The organism is Actinotignum saccati (genome assembly GCF_051265055.1).
Lineage (GTDB): Bacteria > Actinomycetota > Actinomycetes > Actinomycetales > Actinomycetaceae > Actinotignum.
In genome coordinates, this window is record NZ_JBOZCC010000005.1 from 41,580 (window position 1) to 63,302 (window position 21,723).

15 protein-coding genes are annotated in these 21,723 nt (G+C 64.4%); 10 read left to right on the forward strand and 5 right to left on the reverse strand.

All coding sequences use genetic code 11. The features are described 5' to 3' along the window. The first annotated feature begins 193 nt into the window (after positions 1-193). Both ACRQEC_RS05595 and ACRQEC_RS05600 read left to right on the forward strand, forming a co-directional pair. On the forward strand, positions 194-3,493 hold the full coding sequence (locus ACRQEC_RS05595) for an ExeM/NucH family extracellular endonuclease (protein ID WP_435730150.1): 3,300 nt from the start codon (positions 194-196) through the stop codon (positions 3,491-3,493). 318 nt (positions 3,494-3,811) lie between these two features. Further along, on the forward strand, positions 3,812-4,060 hold the full coding sequence (locus ACRQEC_RS05600) for a HigA family addiction module antitoxin (protein ID WP_284890060.1): 249 nt from the start codon (positions 3,812-3,814) through the stop codon (positions 4,058-4,060). A 30-nt stretch (positions 4,061-4,090) separates the two neighbouring features. Here the strand turns inward: ACRQEC_RS05600 and ACRQEC_RS05605 are convergent, their stop codons facing one another. Continuing rightward, complete coding sequence (locus ACRQEC_RS05605) at positions 4,091-4,960, reverse strand: HNH endonuclease family protein (RefSeq protein ID WP_284890059.1); 870 nt, start codon at positions 4,958-4,960, stop codon at positions 4,091-4,093. A 97-nt stretch (positions 4,961-5,057) separates the two neighbouring features. Between ACRQEC_RS05605 and ACRQEC_RS05610 the strand changes: the two genes are divergently transcribed. Continuing rightward, positions 5,058-6,368: a C1 family peptidase gene (locus ACRQEC_RS05610; RefSeq protein ID WP_026428629.1), complete on the forward strand. Its 1,311-nt coding sequence runs from the start codon at positions 5,058-5,060 to the stop codon at positions 6,366-6,368. Positions 6,369-6,371: 3 nt separating this feature from the next. Continuing rightward, positions 6,372-7,292: a tRNA glutamyl-Q(34) synthetase GluQRS gene (gene gluQRS, locus ACRQEC_RS05615; RefSeq protein ID WP_284890058.1), complete on the forward strand. Its 921-nt coding sequence runs from the start codon at positions 6,372-6,374 to the stop codon at positions 7,290-7,292. A gap of 76 nt (positions 7,293-7,368) precedes the next feature. Here the strand turns inward: gluQRS and ybaK are convergent, their stop codons facing one another. Further along, entirely contained in the window at positions 7,369-7,878 is a 510-nt protein-coding gene (gene ybaK / locus ACRQEC_RS05620) for a Cys-tRNA(Pro) deacylase (RefSeq protein ID WP_284890057.1), read from the reverse strand. 85 nt (positions 7,879-7,963) lie between these two features. Here ybaK and ACRQEC_RS05625 point away from each other — a divergent pair, with 85 nt between their 5' ends. The 4 genes from ACRQEC_RS05625 to ACRQEC_RS05640 all read left to right on the forward strand — a co-directional run bounded on the left by ACRQEC_RS05625 (position 7,964) and on the right by ACRQEC_RS05640 (position 12,581). Continuing rightward, the gene (locus ACRQEC_RS05625) at positions 7,964-8,194 is read left to right on the forward strand and encodes a hypothetical protein (RefSeq protein ID WP_087069974.1); all 231 of its coding nucleotides are present in this window, start codon (positions 7,964-7,966) and stop codon (positions 8,192-8,194) included. A gap of 281 nt (positions 8,195-8,475) precedes the next feature. Further along, on the forward strand, positions 8,476-8,811 hold the full coding sequence (locus ACRQEC_RS05630) for a WXG100 family type VII secretion target (protein ID WP_284890056.1): 336 nt from the start codon (positions 8,476-8,478) through the stop codon (positions 8,809-8,811). A gap of 40 nt (positions 8,812-8,851) precedes the next feature. Next, positions 8,852-9,139, forward strand: coding sequence for a WXG100 family type VII secretion target (locus tag ACRQEC_RS05635; protein WP_284890055.1), 288 nt, complete (start codon positions 8,852-8,854; stop codon positions 9,137-9,139). A 133-nt stretch (positions 9,140-9,272) separates the two neighbouring features. After that, complete coding sequence (locus ACRQEC_RS05640; protein ID WP_284890054.1) at positions 9,273-12,581, forward strand: VaFE repeat-containing surface-anchored protein; 3,309 nt, start codon at positions 9,273-9,275, stop codon at positions 12,579-12,581. 187 nt (positions 12,582-12,768) lie between these two features. Here the strand turns inward: ACRQEC_RS05640 and ACRQEC_RS05645 are convergent, their stop codons facing one another. Both ACRQEC_RS05645 and ACRQEC_RS05650 read right to left on the reverse strand, forming a co-directional pair. Then, on the reverse strand, positions 12,769-14,178 hold the full coding sequence (locus tag ACRQEC_RS05645) for a type VII secretion protein EccB (RefSeq protein WP_284890053.1): 1,410 nt from the start codon (positions 14,176-14,178) through the stop codon (positions 12,769-12,771). Beyond that, positions 14,172-15,632, reverse strand: a complete 1,461-nt coding sequence (locus ACRQEC_RS05650) for a hypothetical protein (RefSeq protein WP_284890052.1) — start codon at positions 15,630-15,632, stop codon at positions 14,172-14,174. The genes ACRQEC_RS05645 and ACRQEC_RS05650 overlap by 7 nt, the downstream gene beginning before the upstream one ends. 302 nt (positions 15,633-15,934) lie before the next feature. Between ACRQEC_RS05650 and ACRQEC_RS05655 the strand changes: the two genes are divergently transcribed. Continuing rightward, positions 15,935-19,864: an FtsK/SpoIIIE domain-containing protein gene (locus ACRQEC_RS05655; RefSeq protein ID WP_284890051.1), complete on the forward strand. Its 3,930-nt coding sequence runs from the start codon at positions 15,935-15,937 to the stop codon at positions 19,862-19,864. 47 nt (positions 19,865-19,911) lie between these two features. Here the strand turns inward: ACRQEC_RS05655 and ACRQEC_RS05660 are convergent, their stop codons facing one another. After that, positions 19,912-20,931 carry an Fpg/Nei family DNA glycosylase gene (locus ACRQEC_RS05660; protein ID WP_320768951.1) on the reverse strand — a complete coding sequence of 340 codons (1,020 nt, stop codon included), beginning with the start codon at positions 20,929-20,931 and terminating at the stop codon, positions 19,912-19,914. A 125-nt stretch (positions 20,932-21,056) separates the two neighbouring features. On the opposite strand from ACRQEC_RS05660, the gene ACRQEC_RS05665 reads away from it, so the two are divergent. Further along, positions 21,057-21,593: a hypothetical protein gene (locus ACRQEC_RS05665; protein ID WP_284890049.1), complete on the forward strand. Its 537-nt coding sequence runs from the start codon at positions 21,057-21,059 to the stop codon at positions 21,591-21,593. Positions 21,594-21,723: the final 130 nt, after the last annotated feature.

A 21,723-nucleotide genomic window follows, 5' to 3' on the forward strand; every position in this document is an offset into this window, starting at 1 on the left:
GGCGAGCCCGCGCGTTCGGTACCGGCGCGGCCACCTGCATGGCAGCTGGCTCCGCCGCGGCCGCGGCCGCGAGTCCCGGTCACCGCCCGTTTACCTGGTGTTTAAGAGTTGGCGATGCGGCCGGGCTAACGTGGAGGAGGCGTGAAGCACTTTCCGCGCCCGCCACGCGCGGACCACACAGAAAGGTCGCAACGTGAAAAAACGTGCCCTCGCGGGCGTTGCGGTACTATCAGCCACGGCTTTGATGGTTCCCGGCGTCTGCCTCCTCCCGGCGTTCGCCGCGCCGGATGGTTCCGGAATTGTTATTAATGAGATTTATACCCGGGGCGGGTCCTCCGGATCCACCTACACTCATAAATACGTTGAGCTGTATAACCCGAGCTCGGCGGCAATTGACCTGAGCGATCTGACGCTGGGCTATTCGGCGAGCCACGGGAAGAACATTTCTTCCAAGGTAGCCCTGAGCGGCAGCCTGGATGCCGGGGCTTATCTGGTGGTCAGCGCCGGATCCAACGGGTCCAACGGCGCTCAGCTCCCGGAGGCGGCCACCTCCCCGATTAACCTCGGAGCCAAGGGTGGGATTGTGGTGCTGGCGCCGTCGTCGCGTATTGACGCGGCCCTGGCAGATCCCGCCACCGCTATTGACCTGGTCGGATACGGGAACGCGAGCGTGGCGGAAGGTGAGGCGGCGCGCGTCGGCTCCAATTCCCAGATGGCCGCGAACTCCGCCTCCCGCATCCCCAACGGCGCGGATACGAATAATAATGCGGCCGATTTTAGTGTTGTTCCGGCTACGCCGGGGCGTGCGAACGACGACGCAACCCCGGGCCAACCGGATCCCGGCACCCAGCCGCAACCTGAACCAGGTGCCGGCCCCGGCACCGAGCCGACAACGGAACCGGGAACGGGAACCGGAAGCGAACCGGCCGCGTCCGTGACCATTGCGCAAATTCAGGGAAGCGGGCAGGTAAGTCCGCTCGCCGGGCAGGAGGTGACCACGCGCGGCGTCGTGACCGCGGCCTACCCGGAAGGCGGACTCAACGGGGCCTATATCCAAACGCCCGGGGTGGACCATACTGATGCATCCCACGGTATTTTCGTGTACGGGGCGGAGGCCGCACAGCTGCAGGCTGGTACCTATGTGGAGGTGCGCGGCACGGTCACCGAGTTTTACGGACTGACCGAAATTAATGCCGCTGCTATTACCGCGCTGGAGGAAAAGCCGGCGGCAATCGAGCCGGTTGAAATCGCCTGCAACGCCACGGCGGCGCAGCGCGAAGCGGTGGAGGGCATGCTCGTGCGCGTGACCGGGCCGCTCACGGTGACTAATAACTATGCCACCAACCAGTACGGCGAGGTGGGTCTGGCCTGCGGCACCCAGCCGCTATGGCAGCCCAGCGAACGCTTCAACCCGAGCGAGAACCCCGAGCAGATACAGGCCCTGGACGCCTATAACGCGGCGAATGTGCTGGTTCTGGATGATGGGCGCTCGCGGGCCTACTTCGGGCGCAATGCCCAAACGAATGTGCCGGTGCCGTATCTGTTCGCCGATAATGAGGCGGCTCAGGTTGGTGAGGCCGGTGCTGCCGGCGAGGCTGGTAACGGTGGTTCGGCCGGTCGTGCTGCGCAGGCTGCGCCGGTGCGCGTGGGCGCCGCCGCAACTCTCCAGGGCGCGCTCATTATGGACTTCCGCAATAATTCCTGGAAGCTGCAACCGAGGTTCCCGGTGACGCTGGAAGATGGCACGGATCGCTCCACCGATGTGGTTACTTTTGAGAACACCCGCGCGGCTGCCCCCGGGAATCTGGGCGGGGATATTTCTCTTGCCTCCTTCAATGTGCTCAACTACTTCACCAGCCTCGGCGAAAACGAGAAGGGCTGCCGGGCCTATACCGACCGCGAAGGTAATCCCATCGCGGCGAATCGGTGCAAGGTGCGCGGGGCTTATACTCAGGAGTCTTTCGCGCGCCAGCAGACCAAGATTGTGCGAGCTATTAACGAGCTGGATGCCAGCGTGCTGGGGTTGCAAGAAATTGAGAATACCGCCCGGGTCTCCGGCGGGGATCGCGATACGGCGGTGCGGGCCTTGGTGGAGGCCCTCAATGCGGACGCGCAGGCCGAGCGCTGGGCGTATGTTCCTTCCCCGGCGAAGGTAGGGGAGAACGAGGACTATATTCGCCTTGCCTTTATCTACCAGAAAGATAAGGTGCGGGCGGTGGGTCCCTCGCAGATTCTCAATAGCGAGTGGTACACCGGGACCGCGCGCCAGCCGCTGGCGCAAAGCTTCCAGGCGGTTGTGGATGGCGAAGGCCTGGGCCCGGAGTTCGTGGTGATTACCAACCACTTCAAGTCCAAGGGTTCGCTATCCAAGAAGATCGCGAATGACGAGGATGTGTACCAGGGCAATAACAACCTGTTGCGCACCAAGCAGGCGGAGACGCTGCGCGATTGGATCGCGGCGGAGTTCGCCGATAAGCCGGTGTTTGTGGTGGGGGATCTTAACTCCTATTCGAAGGAGGACCCGATCCGGGTCTTTGAGAAGGCCGGCTACACCAATCTGCACGGGCATTTCCAGCCGGATTCTTACACCTACCAATTCTCCGGGCTGGTGGGCTCGCTCGATCACGTGCTGGCCAATCCCGCCGCCGCGAAGCTCGCCACCGGAGGGCAGGTGTGGAATATCAATTCCCCCGAGTCGGTGGCCCTGGAGTACTCCCGCTACAACTACAACGTCAAGAACCTGTGGGATGAGAGCGCTTTCCGCTCCTCGGATCACGACCCCTTCAAGGTTGGGCTCAAGGTGATTCCCGAGAAGGAAGACCCGGCTCCTGCGCCGGAGCCGACGCCCACGACACCGGAGCCGACCGCGCCTGAACCGACGCAACCTGCGCCGGAGCCGACGCCCACGACGCCGGAACCGACGGCGCCTGAACCGACCACTCCGGAGCCGACGGCGCCTGAACCGACCACTCCGGAACCGACGGCGCCTGCGCCTGAACCGACGCAACCTGCGCCGGAGCCGACGCCCACGACGCCCGAGCCGACGGCGCCTGAACCAACCACGCCCGCGCCGGCACCGACAACCGGCAATATGTTCTACCTATCCAATACCTGGCAAGCCACCGTGGCCGACCTCGTCTTCAGCTACGGCCGGGCCCGCGATGAAGTCCTCGTTGGTGATTGGGATGGTGATGGTGTTGATACGTTTGCGGTGCGGCGTGGGAATGTCTTCTATGTGAAGAACTCGCTGGCCAGCGGCGCAGCAGATACCGTCTTCTCCTACGGCCGAGCCGGAGATGCCACCCTCGCGGGAGATTTCGACGGCGATGGCCGGGACACCCTCTCGATCCGCCGCAGCAATACCATTCACGTCAATAACTCCCTGGTGAGCGGAAACGCTGATTACGCCCTCCCGTACGGGCGGGTAAGCGATGATCTCTTCATCGGGGACTGGGACGGCAACAGCACCGACACCCCAACGGTGCGCCGCTAACCTCCATATTTCTACCAACACGGGTGGGTGCCGGGACCTCGAGTTCCAGCACCCACCCGCCTCTCACAAAATGCAACTACAAATACGTTAAGAAATTGTTTTGATGTCGTGAGGTTGCACCCTGTGGGCGCCGCTGTTCTCAGGTTGCACTTTGCGCACCCGAAGCGTCGCGGAGGCGCATTTTAAGCCCGTGACGCCGGGCAAATAACCGGATAGGCTTGCGGTAGCTGTTGCGTGATCGCGCTGCGTTCGTGACCCGCAGCCGCTCGCCGCATCGCCGCGCGAAGGCACCGTATCCACCCAGCCCAGGGAGGCATCATGACCGACACAATCGCCCTGATTCATCCGGGAGAAATCCTCAACGAAGAGTTCCTGGTACCGATGGGTATCGCCCCTGAAGCACTCGCGAAATCCGCGAAAATTCCCGCATCCCGTATCCACGAGATTATTCGGGGGCAAGGCCGGATTACCGCGGATATTGCGCGGCGGCTCAGCGGATTCTTCGGCACCACTGAGCAATTCTGGCTCAATCTCCAAAGCCACTACGAGCAGGCCCTGCCCGAGTAAGCCAGAGCTAGACCCACCCGCAACCTCGGTTTACCGGACGCAATCGGATAGCACCTCGTGCAGGGCGTGACGTTCGTCGTCGTCGACCCGAAGCCCGTAGGCACGCTTGACCGCCACCTGCCGCGCGGCGTATTCGCACACAAAAGCCGGGTTATCCGGCAACCACTGCGCGGCGGTGGCGTGCCCCTTCTCCTTATTCGCCGCTCCGGAAACCGCGAGCAAATTGAGCGGGTCGGTGGCGAATTGCGCGCGCGTATCCGCGTCCCAGTCCTGTGCCCCGGCCCGCCACGCATCGTAAAGCGCGACAACATGATCAATGGTCACCGCCTCGGGCGCACGGGCACGGTCAAAAGAAATCACCGTTCCGCTATACGGGTCGCGGAGAGTTCCAGTGGCGACGACGCAGCCGGGCGGCGTGGACTTCCCCGACCAAAAGGTGACTCCCGCGAGATCGCGGCGCAGCACTTCGTTACGCACCGTGCAGCCGTCTCCGTCGGTATCGGGCCAGCCATCTCCCAGGCCGAACTCGGCACGGGAATAACCGCGTCCGGAATCGGGGCGGCCCCCGGGTAGCTCGCTCAAGGCGGAAAGTGCCTCGGACGCGGTGAGTTCGCCGCCGCTCACGCCGCCTGTCGCGCCGCTCGTGCCGCCAGCACCACCGGAATTCGGCGCGGAATCCGAATCAGCACGCCACAACTGGATGAGCGCCACCGCGAGGACCACCAGCAGGGCGGCGATCACGTTCCACATGCGCCGGTGCGGCGAAGGCACGCGTGCATCACGGCCGGTAGCGCCGGATGCGCGCTCGGAAGCATCGGAAGCGCCGGGAGTGCGGGCGCGGTTCCCAGAAGCGCCGGATGCGCGCTCGGAAGCACTGAAACGACCAATCGAAAAACGCATACATAACCTTTCGGGACGCATGCCCGTGGCGGGCCTGCGCCTGCAAGGTAGCATAGTGAGGGACCTTGGCACAGTTACGACAATGAAGGAGTTATGAATGGCCCAGGCACTTGAGACCGATATGGTGAAGAAGTTTGCGGAGGATTTCGCGGCGGATCGCACCGCTCGCATCGTCCAGAACGCCGTCACCCAGACCTCGATCACGAAGGTTGCGCAGGATCGCGATGTTATTAACGCGATTGATCCGTCCATGTCGGTGAAGGTGGACACCTGGAAGGTGAATAACCAGAAGAAGTCCGGGCGCTGCTGGCTTTTCTCCGGGCTCAGCTCGCTGAAGATGCTCGTCAATCGCGCCACCGGCCTGAAGAACTTCGAGTTCTCCCAGTCCTTCCAGCATTTCTACGACAAGCTGGAAAAGGCCAATTATTTCCTCACCTCCATGATTGAGCTGGCGGACCGCCCGGTTGATGACCGCACCGTCCACTACCTGCTTTCCGATCCCATCGGGGACGGCGGGCAGTGGAATATGTTCGTGGCCCTGGTGGAGAAGTACGGGGCCTGCCCGAAGTTCGCGATGCCGGAAACGGAATCCTCCTCCAATACCCAGCTCATGAACCGCACCCTGGAAATGCTGCTGCGCCGCGCCGCCCACGATATTCGCGAAGCGGAAGCCGGCCAGCGTGAAGCCGTGCGCGAAAAGTTCATGGGGCAGGTCTACCGGGTGCTCGCAATTCACCTGGGCACCCCGCCGGAAAGCTTTGTATGGCAGTACGAAGATGAGGAAGGGAACTTCCACCGCGAAGGGAAGATGACCCCGGTGGAATTCGCCCAGAAGTACCTGCCGGATCTGGACCAGTACGTGTGCATCGTCAACGATCCGCGTAATGAGTACGGCAAGCTTTACACCGTGGATCGCCTCGGGAATGTGGTGGGCGCCAAGCCGGTCACCTACCTCAATGTGCCCATCGAGGTTATCCGCGAAGCCACCATCGCCACCCTCAAGGACGGCCAGCCCGTGTGGATGGGGTGCGATACGGGCAAGCAGTCGGATCGCGAACGCGGTATTTGGGACGGCCAGCTCTACGATTACGAAGGCACCTACGGGATTGACCTGGCGCTCTCGAAGGCCGATGAGCTCTACTACGGTGAAGCGATGATGACGCACGCCATGGTGTTCACCGGTGTTGATCTGCGTGAAGATGGCAGCCCGCGCCGCTGGCGCATCGAAAACTCCTGGGGCGATGAGCACGCCGATAAGGGCTTCTGGACCATGAACGATTCCTGGTTCGACCAGCACGTTTTCGAAGTTGCGGTCACCAAGGATCGCCTCTCCGCCGAGCTGCTGGCCGCGCTGGAAACCGAACCGGAAGTGCTGCCCGCTTGGGATCCGATGGGTTCGCTGGCCTAAGCCGTGGAGTACGGCCGGTACGCACCCTCGCCGAGCGGAGATCTGCACCTCGGGAATCTCCGCACCGCGCTCCTCGCCTGGGCTCTGGCCCGGCGCAGCGGGCGCGGCTTCCTCATGCGCGTGGAGGATATGGACGAACGGTCCCGCCCGCAGTTCCAGGAGCGCCAGCTCGCGGACCTGCGCGCCCTCGGCATCACCTGGGACGGCCCGGTCCAGATCCAATCCCAACGCATCGCGGGGTACGACGCCGCCTTCGCGTCCCTGTGGGAACGCGGACTGCTCTACGAGTGCTATTGCACTCGGCGTGATTTAGCCGATGCCGCCCGGGCGCCCCACGGGGCGCCCGGGGTATACCCGGGCACCTGCCGGGACCTGAGCGCGGCCGGCCGTCGGGCCGGGCGCGCCAAGCTCGCCGCGGTGGGCCGCCAGCCGGCCCTGCGGCTGCGCACCGAGGTGAAAGAACTGACTATTCACGATGAGGTGTGCGGGCAGGTGAGCGGCGTCGTCGACGATTTTGTGATTCGGCGTGGCGATGGTCGGTACGCCTACAATTTTGCCTCCGTGGTGGATGATGCGCTTGAGCATATTACCCAGGTCACGCGCGGGGCGGATTTGGCGCCCTCCACGCCCCGGCAGGTGTATTTGCAGCGTTTGCTCGGGGCGCCTACCCCGGAATATTGGCATGTGCCCATGGTGCTCAACCAGGCCGGCGCGCGCCTGGCCAAACGCGATGGGGCCGTGACCATGCGGGCGCTCGCGGAATACGGCTGGAGCGCAGCTGATGTGCTGGCGCTCATCGGGCGTTCGCTGGGGCTGGAGGTGCGCACGGCCGCGGACTTCGCCGAGCAGTTGGATATTCGGGAGCTGCGTCGCGGGCCCTGGTATGTGGACGTGGCGGCCCTCGAAGGCGGGCCGGCTGAGTAAGCGGGCCGTATGAGCACGCGAGCGGTGCCGCGCCGCTGAGCCGCCGCGCCCCCGGCCCGCTGGGCCCCGGTTCGGCCTAAGTGTGCCGGCTAAAATCAGCCACCGGCGCGAATGTCGCGCGGGCCGCGGCCGCTAGATCCGCCGGAGCGAGCCGCACCGAGAGTCCGCGTTTTCCACCCGAGACCACCATCGCCTCCAGCTCGCGCGCCGAGGCATCAATGAAAATCGGGCTGCGCTGTTTTTGACCCAGCGGCGAAATTCCCCCGGTCACGTAGCCGGTGAGTTTCTCGGCATCGTGCGGATCCATCATCGCGGCCTTTTTGCCGCCGGCCGCCTTCGCCAGGGACTTGAGATTGAGCATGGCGGCAGCAGGCACCACCGCGCACACCGCCTTCCCATCCACCCGCGCCAGCAGGGTTTTGAATATAACATGGGGATCCATCCCCAGCTCAGCGGCGGAATCGAGGGCGAATCCGTGCTCGTGATGCAAACTTTGTTCGTACTCAAGAATCGTGAACTCCACGCCGGCTTTCTCCAGGGCGAGGAGGGCCGGAGTCCCGGCCGGCTTATTTTTCTTCGACGACATACGTCCAGGATAGTAGCCCTCATGTTCATATGGATGCACTACCATATTCCTACCGGGAGCCAGCCACCCGGAGACGGAGGAAACCGTGAGGAAACGCCAATTCGGCCGCCGGCATGATGACCAGCAGCGCGGCAGTGCCACCGGGGAAGATCCCGCTATCGAATCCGAAGAAGAACTGAGCGGCGGCTACGATTTCGGCGGCTACCAGCCCGGCCAGAGCTACTACCCGCGCCGCCGCCTCTTCTGGCAACGCGCCACCATTATCGGCATCGCTTTTGTTATTTCGATGGTCGCTCTGGTGGCTTATTTCCTGTAGCGCCGGATAGGCCGCCGCGGAAGCGGCGCGGCGTCGTCGCCCTAAAACGGGGTAGTGAGGTACGACGGCGCCGCCGGGCACGGGCGCATCGGGCCGGTGAAAGCCGGTCTGCCTGTGGGTGACACGCCCGCGGGGCTCGTGCCTGTGGATAACATTTTTCCCCTCTCGACAAGCACCACTTTTATCAGCCACTATGGGAACACCGGTCCTCACCGGCCGGCGTCCGAAGCGCGGAACTCTCACCACCCGCGCACCACCACCTACGTACCTCAGGGGGATGTATGGCTGTATCCACCGCACAATTGCGGGTCGCTCATGATTCGATTCTCACCGTCCGCGCGCTTGTTACCCAGGCTCAGGAGGATTTGCGCGCTCATCTGCACTCAACTATGGACCGCATTGCCGCTTGGCATGCCGGCTGGCGGGGTACCGCTCCGGTAGCTTTCGCCGCTGCGCTGGAGGAATACCGGGCGGTCAGCGAAAAACTGCTGGCTTTGCTGGCTGATTACGGGGCGCGCCTGGGCCGCGCGGATGCCACCGTCGCTGAAACGGATGCGGCCACCCGCGCGGATTTTTCCCGCATGGCCGCTTTGGTCGGGGATCTGCCGGCGGCGTAATAGCGCCGGGGGTATCCGCGTACTTATAGAAAGGATTGATATGACAGAAGTTCGTGCTCATTTTGGGGAACTCTCCGCGGGGGCGGCTGATATGGCTGCCCACGCTTCTCGCATCGAGGGGGTGCTCGCGCAGCTCGATGCGCGGATACGCACCGCGATGGTGGATTGGGACGGGCAGTCTCAGGCAGCCTACGAAGCCGCGCAAACGCGGTGGCATGCTGCGGCCCGCTCCCTGAATGACATTTACGCGCGCATTGGCCAGCAGGTGGAATGCGCTTCGCAGAACTATCGCGCGGCTGACCGGGCGGTGGCTCGCCTCTTCGGGTAGGGCGCGGCGGTTAGTGGCTGTTAGCGGCGGTTTTTCCGCCGCATTTCCGCCCGCCCTGCGTTCGTTATGCATGCGCATTCGCCGTGCATGCAGCTTCAACATGGCTCTATTTCGTCATGCAAAAAATAATATTGTGAAAGGACTCGTATCCACCATGGCAATAACCACGGGCCCGAAACCCACCCCACATGTGATTCGGGTATTTCTTGCTTTTCTCATGGTGTTCGCTCTGGCGGGCGCCGGTCTGTTCGGCGGCGCAGGAGCGCGCGCCGATTGGGATCATTCTGTTGGCCGCGGCATCGAAATTAAAGGGGTGAATATTGTTGGCCATCTCCGCCTCGGCCCGCATTACGCGGAAACACAATCAATTAACGGGGTGGCGGTGGAGGGCTATCCCATTTGGTGTATCCAAGCGAAATATGCTGATCCTGGCCCCGGGGAAATGGTCGATATTACGACCCTTACTGAATCCCGGGCGCTCGGGCCGGGGGAATTGCAGCTGAGCACCCCGCAAATGGCCTGGCTGCTCAATCGCTATGAAGGAAATACCACGGATGACTTCAACCTGGCTGCGTTGAGCTACCTCATCCACGTTAATTTCGAAAAGGAATACCCGGGGCGTCCGGGGCGGGCCCAAGAGACCGTGAACGAATTGGTGCAGGCGGTGCGCACCCAGCGTCCCGATATTGAGGAGCGGGCTCAAAGCTACGTGCGGGAAGCTCGCGCCAGCGCCGCCGTCGGCTACGTGAGCGGAATCGTGGAAGGTGAGGGGGAGCGCAGCGGTACCATCCGCGGTATCGGCGTGCACCCGGATGATTCGGAGGCGTGGCTGCCCGGAATTCCCGTGGTTATTACCCTCAGCGGCCCGGCGGTTTTTGACGCGAGCGGAAGCGCAACCTGGAGCGGGGTGACCGATAGTAAGCCGCTGGAGCTGGCGTGGTCGGCCACCGGGAATGGCCAGGTGAGCTACACAGCCGTTTTCGATACCCCGGTTCGCACCACCCTGACTATTTTCGGTGCTGATGGCACTGTTCAGGACACCATCACTTACGGCCACCGGCCGGTCAGCGATCCTCTCACTCGCAATGTTCCGGGCCGCACCTGGGAAGTTATTTATGATTTCCAGCCGTTGGGCACCTCGAAGGTCAGTACCCGTCCTATTAATACCGACGGCGTTATTAGCGATACCCTCACCACCGCCGTCAAGGAGGATTACGGGGACGGGAAATGGACCCAGGTGAAGGGGAAAAATGTGCCCGTCGCCTATCGGGCCACCGCCTACTGGGCGGGTCGCACCTCCCCGCAGCGCAGCGATACCGTTCCTGAAGGAGCTGAGGTCCTGGGCTCGGTCACGGTCCAGGCCAACGGCCCGGGGCAGACCCTCACCGCGGAACTTTCCACTCCCAAACGTGGTTTCGTTACCTGGGTATGGGAGGTCCGCAAAAACGAGCAGGGGGAGAATTCCCGCTATATTCACGCCGATTGGGCTGATCATTACGGGCTTCCGGAGGAAACGTCCCGGGAAGAATTCCCCTTCCGGCCTCTCGGGGTGTCCCACGTGGCTGAGGCGAAAGTGGTAGATACCGGCACGGTCCTCAGCGATACTTTCGTGGCCCGCGCGGATGAGAATTTCCGGGATGGGGAGTGGAGCCGCCGCCCGGGAACGAACGGTTCTTTCGAGGACGGTCCCTTTATCCCGGTTACTTACCGAGCCACCGCCTGGTATGTCTCACCCACGGCCGTTCCCGAGCCGGGCGTGGTCCCGGCCAGCTCGGAAAAAATCGGGTCGGTGACGGTGGTGGCCGAAGGTCCGGGCCCGATCCGAGCAGAATTGAGCGAGCCGGTGAGCAAACCCGGAATGTACACCTGGGTGTGGGAAGTCCTCGCGGAGGACCAACCGGCCGAGTTCGCGCCCTGGATTGAGGCTGGCTGGTCGGATACGTTCGGGCTGGCCGATGAAACAACGTCGGTGCGCTACCCCGGGAAGATCGATTCGGCTCTCTCGATTCGCCAAACGAAGTCCGGCACCTACCTGGTTGATGATGTGTGGGTGAGCGGCCTGCCCGCGAACCATCCTGATTTCAGCGGCGGGGCCGGATTCGGGGCGGATACTCAGACGCTCAGCCACACCCTGCTGTTCTTCCCGGAAGGCCAGGAGGTCACCGATGAGAACCGCGCGGCTGCCCGCCAGATCGGGAAGCCGGTGGTGCTTCCAGCCCGTAACGGTTTCTATCCGAGCGTGGGTGATCCGTCCTGGATTATGGAGCAGGATGAGGCCGGGGAGAATCTGCCGGGTACCTACGTGGTGGTGTCCGATTTCGCGGGCGATGATCGGGCGGCGCCGCTGGCCACCAGCGTGACCGACGTGACCGAGCAGTTCACGGTGACCCGCGAACCGTCCCTCCACACCACCATGCACCACGAGGACACCCATATCGCGCCCAATACCGGCACCGTCACCCTGGTGGATACCGTGTCCTACCAGCACGTGATTCCCGGTAAGGAATACGAGGTCCACGGGAAACTCCTGGATCCGGCCAGCGGTCAGCCGCTGCGTGATGCCAGTGGCAGCGAGCTCACCAGCATCAGCCGTTTCGTGCCCGAGCACCCCAACGGTAGCGTCGAGGTAGTTTTTGAGGTCGACGCCGCAACTCTGGCCGGCACCAAGGTGGTGGCCACGGAAACTCTGCGCCAGGACGGGCGGGATATTGCCGTGCATGCTGACCTGAAGGACACCAACCAGACGGTGACGTTCACGCGCCTAGCCACCCGCGCCCGGGATGGCTCTTCGAGTGTTGCTGATCATGCCGGCGGCAAAGATGGTGCGGCGGGTGCTGATGGTGCCGAGGGCTCACATGGTGTGGCGGGTGCCGATGGTGCTGAGGGCGCGCATGGTGCTGGCGGCGATCAGATTCTGAGCGCTACCGCGGATGCGCTGATTACCGATGAGGTATGCGAACTCAGCGGAGCGCTTATCCCCGGGGAAACCTACCGGATCGAAACGGCTGCCATGTTCCCCGATGGGACTCCGGTGCTCGGGAAGGATGGCACCCCGGTGCGTAAAGCCAGCGACTTCATTCCCGGTTCGCCCAGCGAATGCGCCCGTATCAAGCTGGATTTTGATGCGAGTGGCTTAGCTGGCCGCGAGGTGGTTCTTTTCGAATGGGTGTACCTGGGCGACCGACTCATTTCCGAGCACACCGATCCGCTCGATAGCGAACAGACCGTTCGTTTCGAAGAACCACCGGTACCTCCGACGACGCCGCCCGCTACGCCACCGGACACCCCGCCCACCACTCCGCCGGCTACGCCGCCTGCGCCTCCGGAGCTGCAACGCACCGGTGCGGCACTCGCAGGCTGGCTCCTGGCCGGGCTCACCGCGCTCGCCGGAGGCCTGACCCTGCGCTACCGGGCCAATTCCCGCTCCAGCGCTACCCGCTAAATCCGGGATAACCAGCCACTAATTATCTCCAACGTATGTCACTCACAGCCCGGGCCGGGGAGGAAAAATCCTCTCCCCGGCCCGGGCTTATGCACGCGCGAAATAATGAGTATGCGGCGGTTTATGAGCGATGGCGAGTGCTGGGTGAGTCAGGTGTGGCGGTGAATGCATCCGCGGGCCTGGTTATTCATGGCAGATTCCGGGTGCAGGCAGCAATATCGGTCCGGGCGGTACCGCCAGGACCGGTACAGAGCTCATCGACGGAAAGACGCGCGGCCGGCTCGGGAAAGAGTGCGCGCCAGGCGGGCGGAATCTCAAACGGAGTGATGTTCTCCCAATTCGCGGCCCGGCGCAGCAGGTCAAGATCGGCGATGTCTACCGGGGTGCTTCCCTGCAAGAGGGTGGCACTCCCCGCATCCGTGTCGGCCACGAGCGCAGCTCCGCTGACTGGCACCTGGGATTCAGGTGCGTGTACCAGAAACGAGCGTCCCGCGTGGAAAGCTGCGCATACCCGCGCGGGGCCGGGCCGTGTGGCAACGGGAGTTGAGCTCGAAGCGATAGCGGAATCGTGTTCGGAAGCCGGAGCGGTGAGCGCGCCGAGATCAGCAGGCCAGCCGTCTCCGGGGCCGGTTTCGCGAAAACTAAGATGAGCGCGAGCTGCCGGATCAAGGGCGTATACCCGCGCTCGGGCACTGTGCTCGGAGAGCCGATACAGATGGAAGGCGGTGGGAGAGAGCGGTTCGAGCACCCCGCCTGACCTGATCTGGAACCAGGTGCGGGTGCCATCACTTCCGCCAAAAACAACCAGGTCACCAACCCGGGCCTCCCCGATGCCAGGAAGATACCCGACCGGCTCACCAGCAGCGGGAACGCTGAGCGGCGTAAGGGCCCGGCCCTCCGCCCAGAGTTCCACCCACGCCGGTGGTGCCTCAAGCACCGGCACATCCGGAAACTCGCTGCGGAAAGCGGCTTCCGGTATATCCACCCGGTAGCGTTGCTCGGCAGCGATCAGCCACAAACCGCTTGTTGTTCGCACTAGCACCGCGCCACCGAATTCAGGGAGTGGGACTGAGGCCGCCAGGGATAACGGCGCGGCCGTGCCCTGCGTATTTTCCGCGTTGTTTTTCTGCGAGCTGGTCATACTCGCGGGGCAGGCCACCAGCCACGGGTCACGCAGCTCGGCTGCGCTCGGTAAAGAATCGGGAGTACCCGGAATTCCTACCGGTCCCCCGCGCGGTACATCTGCGAGCCGGGCAGCCGGGACCACATGGGTCGCCACGCCTTCCGGATACAAAAGATAAGCGCCAGCCAGGGTAGTGAGGGGATGGAGAATTCCACCAGAACTGAGATAGCGTGCCCCGCTCTCCGCGGCGATGAGAACAACGCCATCTTCCCAGCCATCGGGAAGTTGCGGTGAGAGCGCCCGCGCGGCACCGGTACCGGCCGCGGCCATCAGGGCAAGCCCAAGTGCTCCGGCCATCCCGGCTAATCCCGGGCGGGGAGCTTCCTCATGAGCCGGTAGGCCCCACCACAATGCCCCGGCAATGCTGCGGCGCCGGAAACGGCGGGAGCTCATAATAGTGCGCACGTTTACCATGGGCTGATCGCAATAACTATCCCGGCGCCAAGCAGCGCAGTAAGAATTTGTTCGGCGATCTCCACCCGCCGGATGAGAAGAAGCCGGGCTTCGGAACGCACGACGCGGCCCCGATATTCGGTAGCCCCCAGGGGTTTCAGGAGTTTCAGGGGCTCCAAGTTTTCCAGTGTTTCCCGGGGATTCAGATACCCGAGGAACAGAGCGGGAATACTCACCAGCGCGGGAGCCACCAGGCAAGCAAGAAGGCCCGGTGCTGCGTGTGCTGCCGGATTCCGCATGGCTAGCACGCAGAGCTCCACATCAAGAAGAAGGAAGAAACCAAGCCGAAGTACAAACGCGGCGTCGGCGCGCATACTTATGGCACGCAGCCCGAGCACAGTTACTGCCGCGCCGCATATGGCCGCGCTGAGAATATTTGGGCGGTAGGCCAGCGGTAGCAGCGCGGCGATCACGAAGACCGTGCCGGCTTCACCGCCCAGGGTGCGGAGGGTGAGGATGCGGGCCCAGCTTTCCGGGCTGTGCTCCGCGGGTAAATCCGCCATGCTTCCGCCGGCGGCGGGCACCTCCGGCGGGGGCGCGCTCAACCGCAAGACAATCGGCGCAATCAGGCGGACCGTGCAGACCAAGGCCACCACGATCACGAGGGCAGCCGGCTCGGCGAGTCGGGCGTGAAGCCGGGCGCTGCCGCCCCACGCCAGCAAACCAAGTGCCCAGGTCAGCAGCATACTGCGGCCTCCCGGCACGGGAACTACCGCGCGGGAGAACAACGCGATAATGATGAGAAGGCCCCCGGCTGTAATCCCACGCGATCCCGTACCTGGCAAAACCAGCGGGGCCGCGCGCCACCCGCAGGCTGCCCCCGCCCAGCCACTGGCCGCGAGCAGCGCTAGCACCACCAGCTGCGTCCGCGTGCTCGCCCCGGGGCCTTCCCGCCGGCGAGCATGCGCCCAATTCACGCGGGCAAGACCGAGGAAAGCGAGCGCGAGCCCGGCTAGCACGGGAAGCGCGAGCACGTGGGGGAGCGCGGCTCGCGCGGTATATCCAGCCAGGCCCAGCCCGCATACCACGACCAACACCGTGGCACAGCTGCGGAGCGCAGCTGGGGAAAGTTCGCCGCGCTCATGCAAGGTGGAATGGCGGATACGGCTGAGAACCGGGTCGCTGCGCGGAGGCGAGGGAGGCTCGGACCCGTCAATAAAAAGGCACATTCCGGGTTCGAGCTGCTCCGCCACCGGCAAGCTCGGATCCAGCCGTTGCCCGATGGCGGTACGAACCGTCCAGGTGGGAGCCGCAAAATCCGGAGCGAGGAGGTGCAACACCTCTGGAATAAGCGCCGTTAGTGAGAGCGAACTGGCCAGCTCGAATTCGCCGCGCTGCCCCGCGCAATGCACGCAGACGGGAATCGCAATATCCGCCGGCTGCGCGCCGCGTGATTCTGTTAGTTCTCCAGCCATATGCCCTCCTATCTGCGTTGTTGTCTAATCACCTGAGCACCTGATCTCCTACCCGAGCGTTCGCCTAACCGACGCCAGCCAACCCGCCCGCACCGCCACAGCCGCGGGGTGAAGGCACGGTATCAAGAAGGCCGCAACCTGACCAGGGCTCATCCACAGGCCAGAGAGTTATCCACAAGCCGAGCTGGCTCTTTGCGAGAGAAATGCGTCGTCGTACCGAAGCTGTGGATAACGGTTCGTCAAGAAGTCGCAGCCCCGCTAGGGTGTGCCGGAAGGAGAGCGCGCTCGCGAAAGGAGGAGCCATGGAGGGCCTGAGCATTCCCGCGCCGCCCGCGTGTTATCGCGGCAGCGGGCAGAAAATGAGCGCCGTCATGTTCCTCCCCGCGTTGCTATCCGTGGTGATGCTCGTGATTCTCACGTCCACCACCCGGCGCTCTCCCCACCTGCTTCTCCTTATGGGAACGCTCGGGGTTCTTATGCTCGCGCTCGCGCTGCTCAACGTGGGCCTAGGGCTGCGGCGCAATGCCGGGGAACGCGATGGCGCGCGGCGCGACTACCTCGCCGCCCTGGCCAGGTGCGAAGCCGAAGCCGCCCGCATGGTGGAGGCCTGCGCTCGCGAAGAAGCGCACCGCTATCCGGCCCCGCTCGTGCTCCCGCTGCGCCTGGGCCGCGGCACGCCACCGCCACCGCGTCCGATTCGGGTGGGGCAGGCACTGCTCGCGCCGCCGTATACCGTCACGCTCGCGGAGGATCCTCCGGGGGAGCGCGACGACGCCGCCCGCCGGGCGCGGGACCGCTGTGCCACGGAGGTGCAGCGCCCGATCCCCGGCCCCGCACTCCTCGACCTGCCCTCGTATTCCACCATCACGGTGAGCGGGGAAGCGGCCTGGGCCTGGGGGCGGGCCCTCCTCTGCCAGCTCGCGGCGAGCATTCCGCCTGGTGATCTCGCTATTATCCCGGGCGATCATGTGCCTGAGGCCGAGGCAGGTTGGCTCAGTTGGCTGCCCCCGTACGCCGTCGCGGAGGCGGGGCTCGGAAAGGCCGTACACCTTATTATTAAGGGGCCCTTCGGGGCGGCTGATTGCCCAGGCTCCTCGTCCCACCTCATATTGCATGTCCGGGAAAAAACCGAGCGCGAAAAATCGCATCCGGAAGAAGCTGGCCCGTCTGATCAACCCCGCGAGCTCGCACGCGACTGGCCTGCCCAGCGCGAGGCGGGCACGCTCCCCGAACCCGGCAGTCTCGTCGCGCTTGTGGATTATCCGGAGGGTGCCGAGCCCGCGCATCTCAGCCTTGCCGATAGCGCGGGGGTGCGCTGGGGGATACCCGATCTGCTTGACCTGGACGGAGCGGCCTATTGTGCCCGGGCGCTCTACCGGGCTCGCGGCTCGGCTTCGCAGGATTCCACCGGCGTGCAGGGTTTCGCGAAGCTGCTCGGATTGCCATCCCTCACGCCGCAACCCGTTTCGCCGCACGCCTCGCCACCCGTTCTACAGTCCTCCGCTCCGCAGCTCCCCGGCTCGCCTTCTCCACCTCACCGCCCGGCCGCCACCTTGCGCGTGCCCCTCGGGCTCGATCCACAGGGCGCCCCGGTGTGGCTTGATCTCAACGAGGCCGCGGCCGGTGGGATGGGTCCGCACGGCCTGCTCGTGGGCGCAACCGGCTCCGGGAAATCGGAGCTGCTGCGCACGCTCCTCCTCGGGCTCTGCCTCACCCATTCACCCGAGCAGCTCAACCTGGTCCTCATCGATTACAAGGGCGGGGCGAGTTTCCATCCGTTCGCCGAGCTGCCCCATACCGCGGCCCTGGTCACCAATCTGGAACGCGATAGCTCCCTGAGCGAACGCATGGAGGAAACTCTGCGCGGGGAAATGAACCGCCGCCAACACCTGCTCGCCGAGCACGGCCAGCACTCCCACCTGGGAGAATACGAGGCGGCGCGCGCTCGCGGCGCCCACACCGGCCCGCTTCTCGCACCACTCCTTATTATTATTGACGAATTCGCCGAGCTCCTGGCCGACCACCCCGATCTCATCGACACCATCGTCGCCATCGGCCGCCTGGGCCGCTCGCTCGGCATCCACCTGCTGCTCGCGACCCAACGCCTGGACGAAGGCCGGTTGCGCGGCCTGGATTCCCACCTGTCCTACCGCATCGCGCTGCGCACTTTTTCCGAGTACGAATCCCGCGCGGTCATCGGCACGCCGGAGGCCGCCCACCTCCCGCCGCAGCCCGGTTGCGGTTTCCTTGCCTGCGGCGGCGCGCCGCATCGCTTCACCGGGTTTTATGTTTCTGCGCCGCTCGCGGCCCGGCCGGCTCAGGTCCCCGCGGTACGACGACGCAGCTCCGGGCCACCAGCCGCTCCGCCCACTCATGCAGCTCCCGGGCCGGGCACTGCCCCGAACGGGCCTTCCATACTTACCGCGGCGCTCGAACCGCTGCGCGGGACCGGGCCGCGGGCCCACCCGATCTGGTTGGAGCCGCTCACTCGCCCGCGCCACCTTACCGAGCTCATCGCGGTGCGTACCTCAGCCCGGTTTGGGGTATATGCACCGAGTCAGCGCGCCGCCCCGCTCCGGCTCGCGCTCGGCGAGCGCGATCTTCCGCTGCTCCAACGCCGCGAAGCACTCCACATTGATCTCGCAGATTCTCACCTCCTGGTGCTCGGTGCACCAGGAGCCGGATGCGATGAAGCCCTGCGGACCATTGCCGGGGCGCTGGCGCTAGGATATACCTCGACCGAAGCGCAGTACGCGCTGTGTGATGCTTCGGGGGCCGAGTTCGCCGAGCTTATTAATATTCCGCATATGTGTTTCCGGGTCGATCATTCCGAGCCGGAGCGGATGCTCGCCGGATTGGTCGAGCTGAGGAATATGCTTCGCGCGCGCGAAGCCGCACGCGGCGGGGCATCGCCCAGCCCTGATCCTTTCGGAGAAATATTTATATTTCTGCGCGGTTGGTCGGCGCTGCGGGCACGCCCCGAGCTGGACGAGCCGCTCACGGAACTCATTGAGCGCGGCCCGGCCAGCCGTATCCGCATTATTACAACGGCTGCCCGCCCCACCGAGATCCCCGCGCACCTGCGCGATTTTTTCACTACTCGGCTGGAGCTGCGCCTGGCTGATCCCTATGATTCCCATGCCCCGCATCGACGCGCGGCCACCGTGCCGGTGGGCTGCCCGGGCCGGGGGATAACTCCGGCCGGGGAACATTTTTTGCTCGCTACCACCCGGCCGCACTCCGCTCGCTCAGAGGCAGCGAGCCCGCCCGCATATTCAACCGCGCCGCCCGCGAATTCACCCGGCTCACCCCCGGACTCACCCGGCCTCGACCGGGGCGATCTCCTCGCCGAGATCCGCGCGGCCTGGTCTGGGCCACCCGCACCCCAATTGTGGGAACTTCCCACCCACCTCGACTACCAGGAACTACTCGTGGGAGGCGGCCTCGACAAGTCTTCGTTACATTCGCTGCACTTGGGAGTGAGCGCTCGCCATCGCGGGCCGGCTACTCTTGATCTTGCTGTTACCGGGCATGCTCTTATTATTGGGGAAGCGGGTTCGGGGAAAACCGCGGCGCTGCGCCTCCTCGCCCAGCAATTAACGCATATATCCCCGCTCCCGCGGCTTTTTCTTATTGACCCGCATGGTCATCTGCGCACGTGCCTCCCGCCCGAACTTATTGCGGGAAGTTATCGAAGCGCCACGCAGGCCCGGGCGGATATGGAAGCCCTCGCCCAGGTACTCGCCGCCCGCCGCGCCCAAACGCACAGCACGGCGGACCGTGCCCATACTCCAGATACAACCGGCCGCACCGAGCCCGCCCCGTCACCCGCACTGTCACCAGTTTCGTCACCCGCGCCGATTATTGTCATGGTGGATGATGCCGAACTTCTTGATCCGCAGAACTCTCCGCTCGCACCCCTCGCCGAGGTACTCGTGGATGGCGCAGAACTCGGGTGGCACTTGATCCTCGCCACCGCGGAGCCCTCGCACCTCAGCCACCTCCCGCTGTGGCGGCGGCTCCTGGCTACTTCCCCGGCGGTCTTTCTGTTCTCCGGAGATTTTCGTTATCGCGGTGTGAGTGCCCGCCGTGATATTCCGGGACGAGCCCAGCTCATTATCGGCCCGGCAGCAGATACCGTGCAGATCGCGTGGTCCCCGCCCACCGCGGCAAACCTCGGCGAAAGTAACCGTGTGGACCCCGTCCGCCCCGGCGAACCACAACGAAAGTAATCGCATGGTCCCCGCCCACCCCGACACGCCCCCGGAAAACCCGCGGGCTAGCGTTGGCAGCCCGGGCACCAGAATAGGCGCCGCCCCGCCATGAGTTCCTCCCGGATAATTGCGCCGCAGCGCACGCACGGGCGGCCGGTGCGGTGATACACCGCGAAACGCGAGAGCTCCGGGTCCCCTTCGGGAATCGGATCAGGCTGGAATTCGGGCGGGATCGTCACAATAATCCCGGAATCGACATCGCGGCCCATGCACAGCACCAGGTCATCCCACAGCTCGCGATACCGGGATTCGGAAACTTTATTGGCCGGCCGCAGCGGGGAAATCCCGGTGCGCCACAAGCAATCAGCCCGATAAATATTGCCCGGGCCCGCCACAACAGCCTGGTCCATTACTACCTGGCCGGCCGGGATTTTTCGGCGGCGCGCCCCGGCCACGAATCGCTGCCGGTCACCCTCCTCATTGCGAATAGGATCGGGGCCGAGCCGCGCAATCACCCCGAGGACTTCCTCCCCGCTGAGAATCTCGCAGCGGGCAGGGCCGGTGAGCTGGGCAACCGCTTCTGGCCCGGCGAGGCGCAAGCGGGTTGTCGGCGTCGTCGCCAATTCTCCCAGGACTTGAATATTGTCTTCCGGTAGACCATCGCGACCACCCGTGGGCGCCTCGACCAGGCGCGTGGTGCCATCTTGCCCGCCGTCGATGGTTTTGCGCATCCCCGAATCTTCGGTGGGGCTCACTCGAATCCCGGCGCCGTGCAGACCGGCCACCCCCGGCCCCGCAAAAGCCCATTTTCCGTAAAGACCCAGATGAATATGGAGCCAGGTGGCCTGCGGGTCGCCCAGCTCGACGGCAGGAATGCCACCCGCCGCGGCGGCCGGTTCGGAAGCGGAAAGAAAAGGCCAGAAAAGATGCTTGCCCCAGGCGTGGGCCCGCCCGGCGCGCAATCCGTCCAGCAGGGCCGCACCCTGGGCGAAACGCCCCTGCGGGGAACTGGCAGCCACGGCGACCCCACCAAAAAGCGCCGTGAGAATACGTCCGTGACGATGAATAGCGTGACCTTCCGGCACCGCTCCTCCTCCATTCGGTATGCAATTCATCCAGTATAGGCGGGCAGGTTCGGGTGCGCTCCGCGGTGCGGCTCCGCGCGGCCCCGCAATATGCGACGCGGCACGCGGCCGCTAGGATAGCGGGTATGGAGCCGAACGCAGCAGTACGTCTTTTCTCTCGCGCAATCGAGGGGCGCCTGACCGCCACCGATGAGGATGCGTTGGCTCGGCTGGAAGAATCCGGACGCGTCCATGATCGCGCGTCGTTGCTGGCCGCGTGTGCGCCGGCCGCGCCGCTGCGAGAACGGGGCGGGCAGCTGCTCTACAGCGATAAAACCGGCAAAGATTTATTGCGCAACCTCGCGCTCATCACAAAAACTTATTGGATTTCTGGGGCTCTTGCGCTGTCGGCGAGCCTGGATCACGCGGTGAGCGGCACACCTATTTTTTATATTCCGCAAGCAGATATTGATCGTCTGGATAAAACGGCTGCCACCTGGGGCGGCATGCAGCCCCTGTGGGTGCTCCCGATTGACGAGGATGTGAGCGCGGGCGCGCAGTGGATCGATTTCTTCAAGCATTACGTGGGGGTCGGGCGCGCGGTTGTGGATACGTACGCGGTTGGTGACGTGCCTGCGGCGCTCACCTGGATTAAGGAAAAAGAAGATGATGTCGCGGTATAGCCTCAGGTCGCGGCAGTATCACGGGTACGACGACGCCGCCACCGGGCAGCCGGCCTCTCTAGGCGATGGTAGTGCCGCTTTTCTACTGCCCGCTCCGCACATCTTCTAACTTGAGTGGAATAGACTCAAG

What these genes read in the sequence shown, in the direction of transcription:
- ACRQEC_RS05600 (WP_284890060.1), top strand. Translation starts at nt 3,812, where the DNA reads ATGACCGACACAATCGCCCTGATTCATCCGGGAGAAATCCTCAACGAA.
- ACRQEC_RS05605 (WP_284890059.1), bottom strand. Translation starts at nt 4,960, where the DNA reads ATGCGTTTTTCGATTGGTCGTTTCAGTGCTTCCGAGCGCGCATCCGGC.
- ybaK (WP_284890057.1), bottom strand. Translation starts at nt 7,878, where the DNA reads ATGTCGTCGAAGAAAAATAAGCCGGCCGGGACTCCGGCCCTCCTCGCC.
- ACRQEC_RS05635 (WP_284890055.1), top strand. Translation starts at nt 8,852, where the DNA reads ATGACAGAAGTTCGTGCTCATTTTGGGGAACTCTCCGCGGGGGCGGCT.
- ACRQEC_RS05610 (WP_026428629.1), top strand. Translation starts at nt 5,058, where the DNA reads ATGGCCCAGGCACTTGAGACCGATATGGTGAAGAAGTTTGCGGAGGAT.
- ACRQEC_RS05645 (WP_284890053.1), bottom strand. Translation starts at nt 14,178, where the DNA reads ATGGTAAACGTGCGCACTATTATGAGCTCCCGCCGTTTCCGGCGCCGC.
- ACRQEC_RS05650 (WP_284890052.1), bottom strand. Translation starts at nt 15,632, where the DNA reads ATGGCTGGAGAACTAACAGAATCACGCGGCGCGCAGCCGGCGGATATT.
- ACRQEC_RS05665 (WP_284890049.1), top strand. Translation starts at nt 21,057, where the DNA reads ATGGAGCCGAACGCAGCAGTACGTCTTTTCTCTCGCGCAATCGAGGGG.
- ACRQEC_RS05630 (WP_284890056.1), top strand. Translation starts at nt 8,476, where the DNA reads ATGGCTGTATCCACCGCACAATTGCGGGTCGCTCATGATTCGATTCTC.
- ACRQEC_RS05655 (WP_284890051.1), top strand. Translation starts at nt 15,935, where the DNA reads ATGGAGGGCCTGAGCATTCCCGCGCCGCCCGCGTGTTATCGCGGCAGC.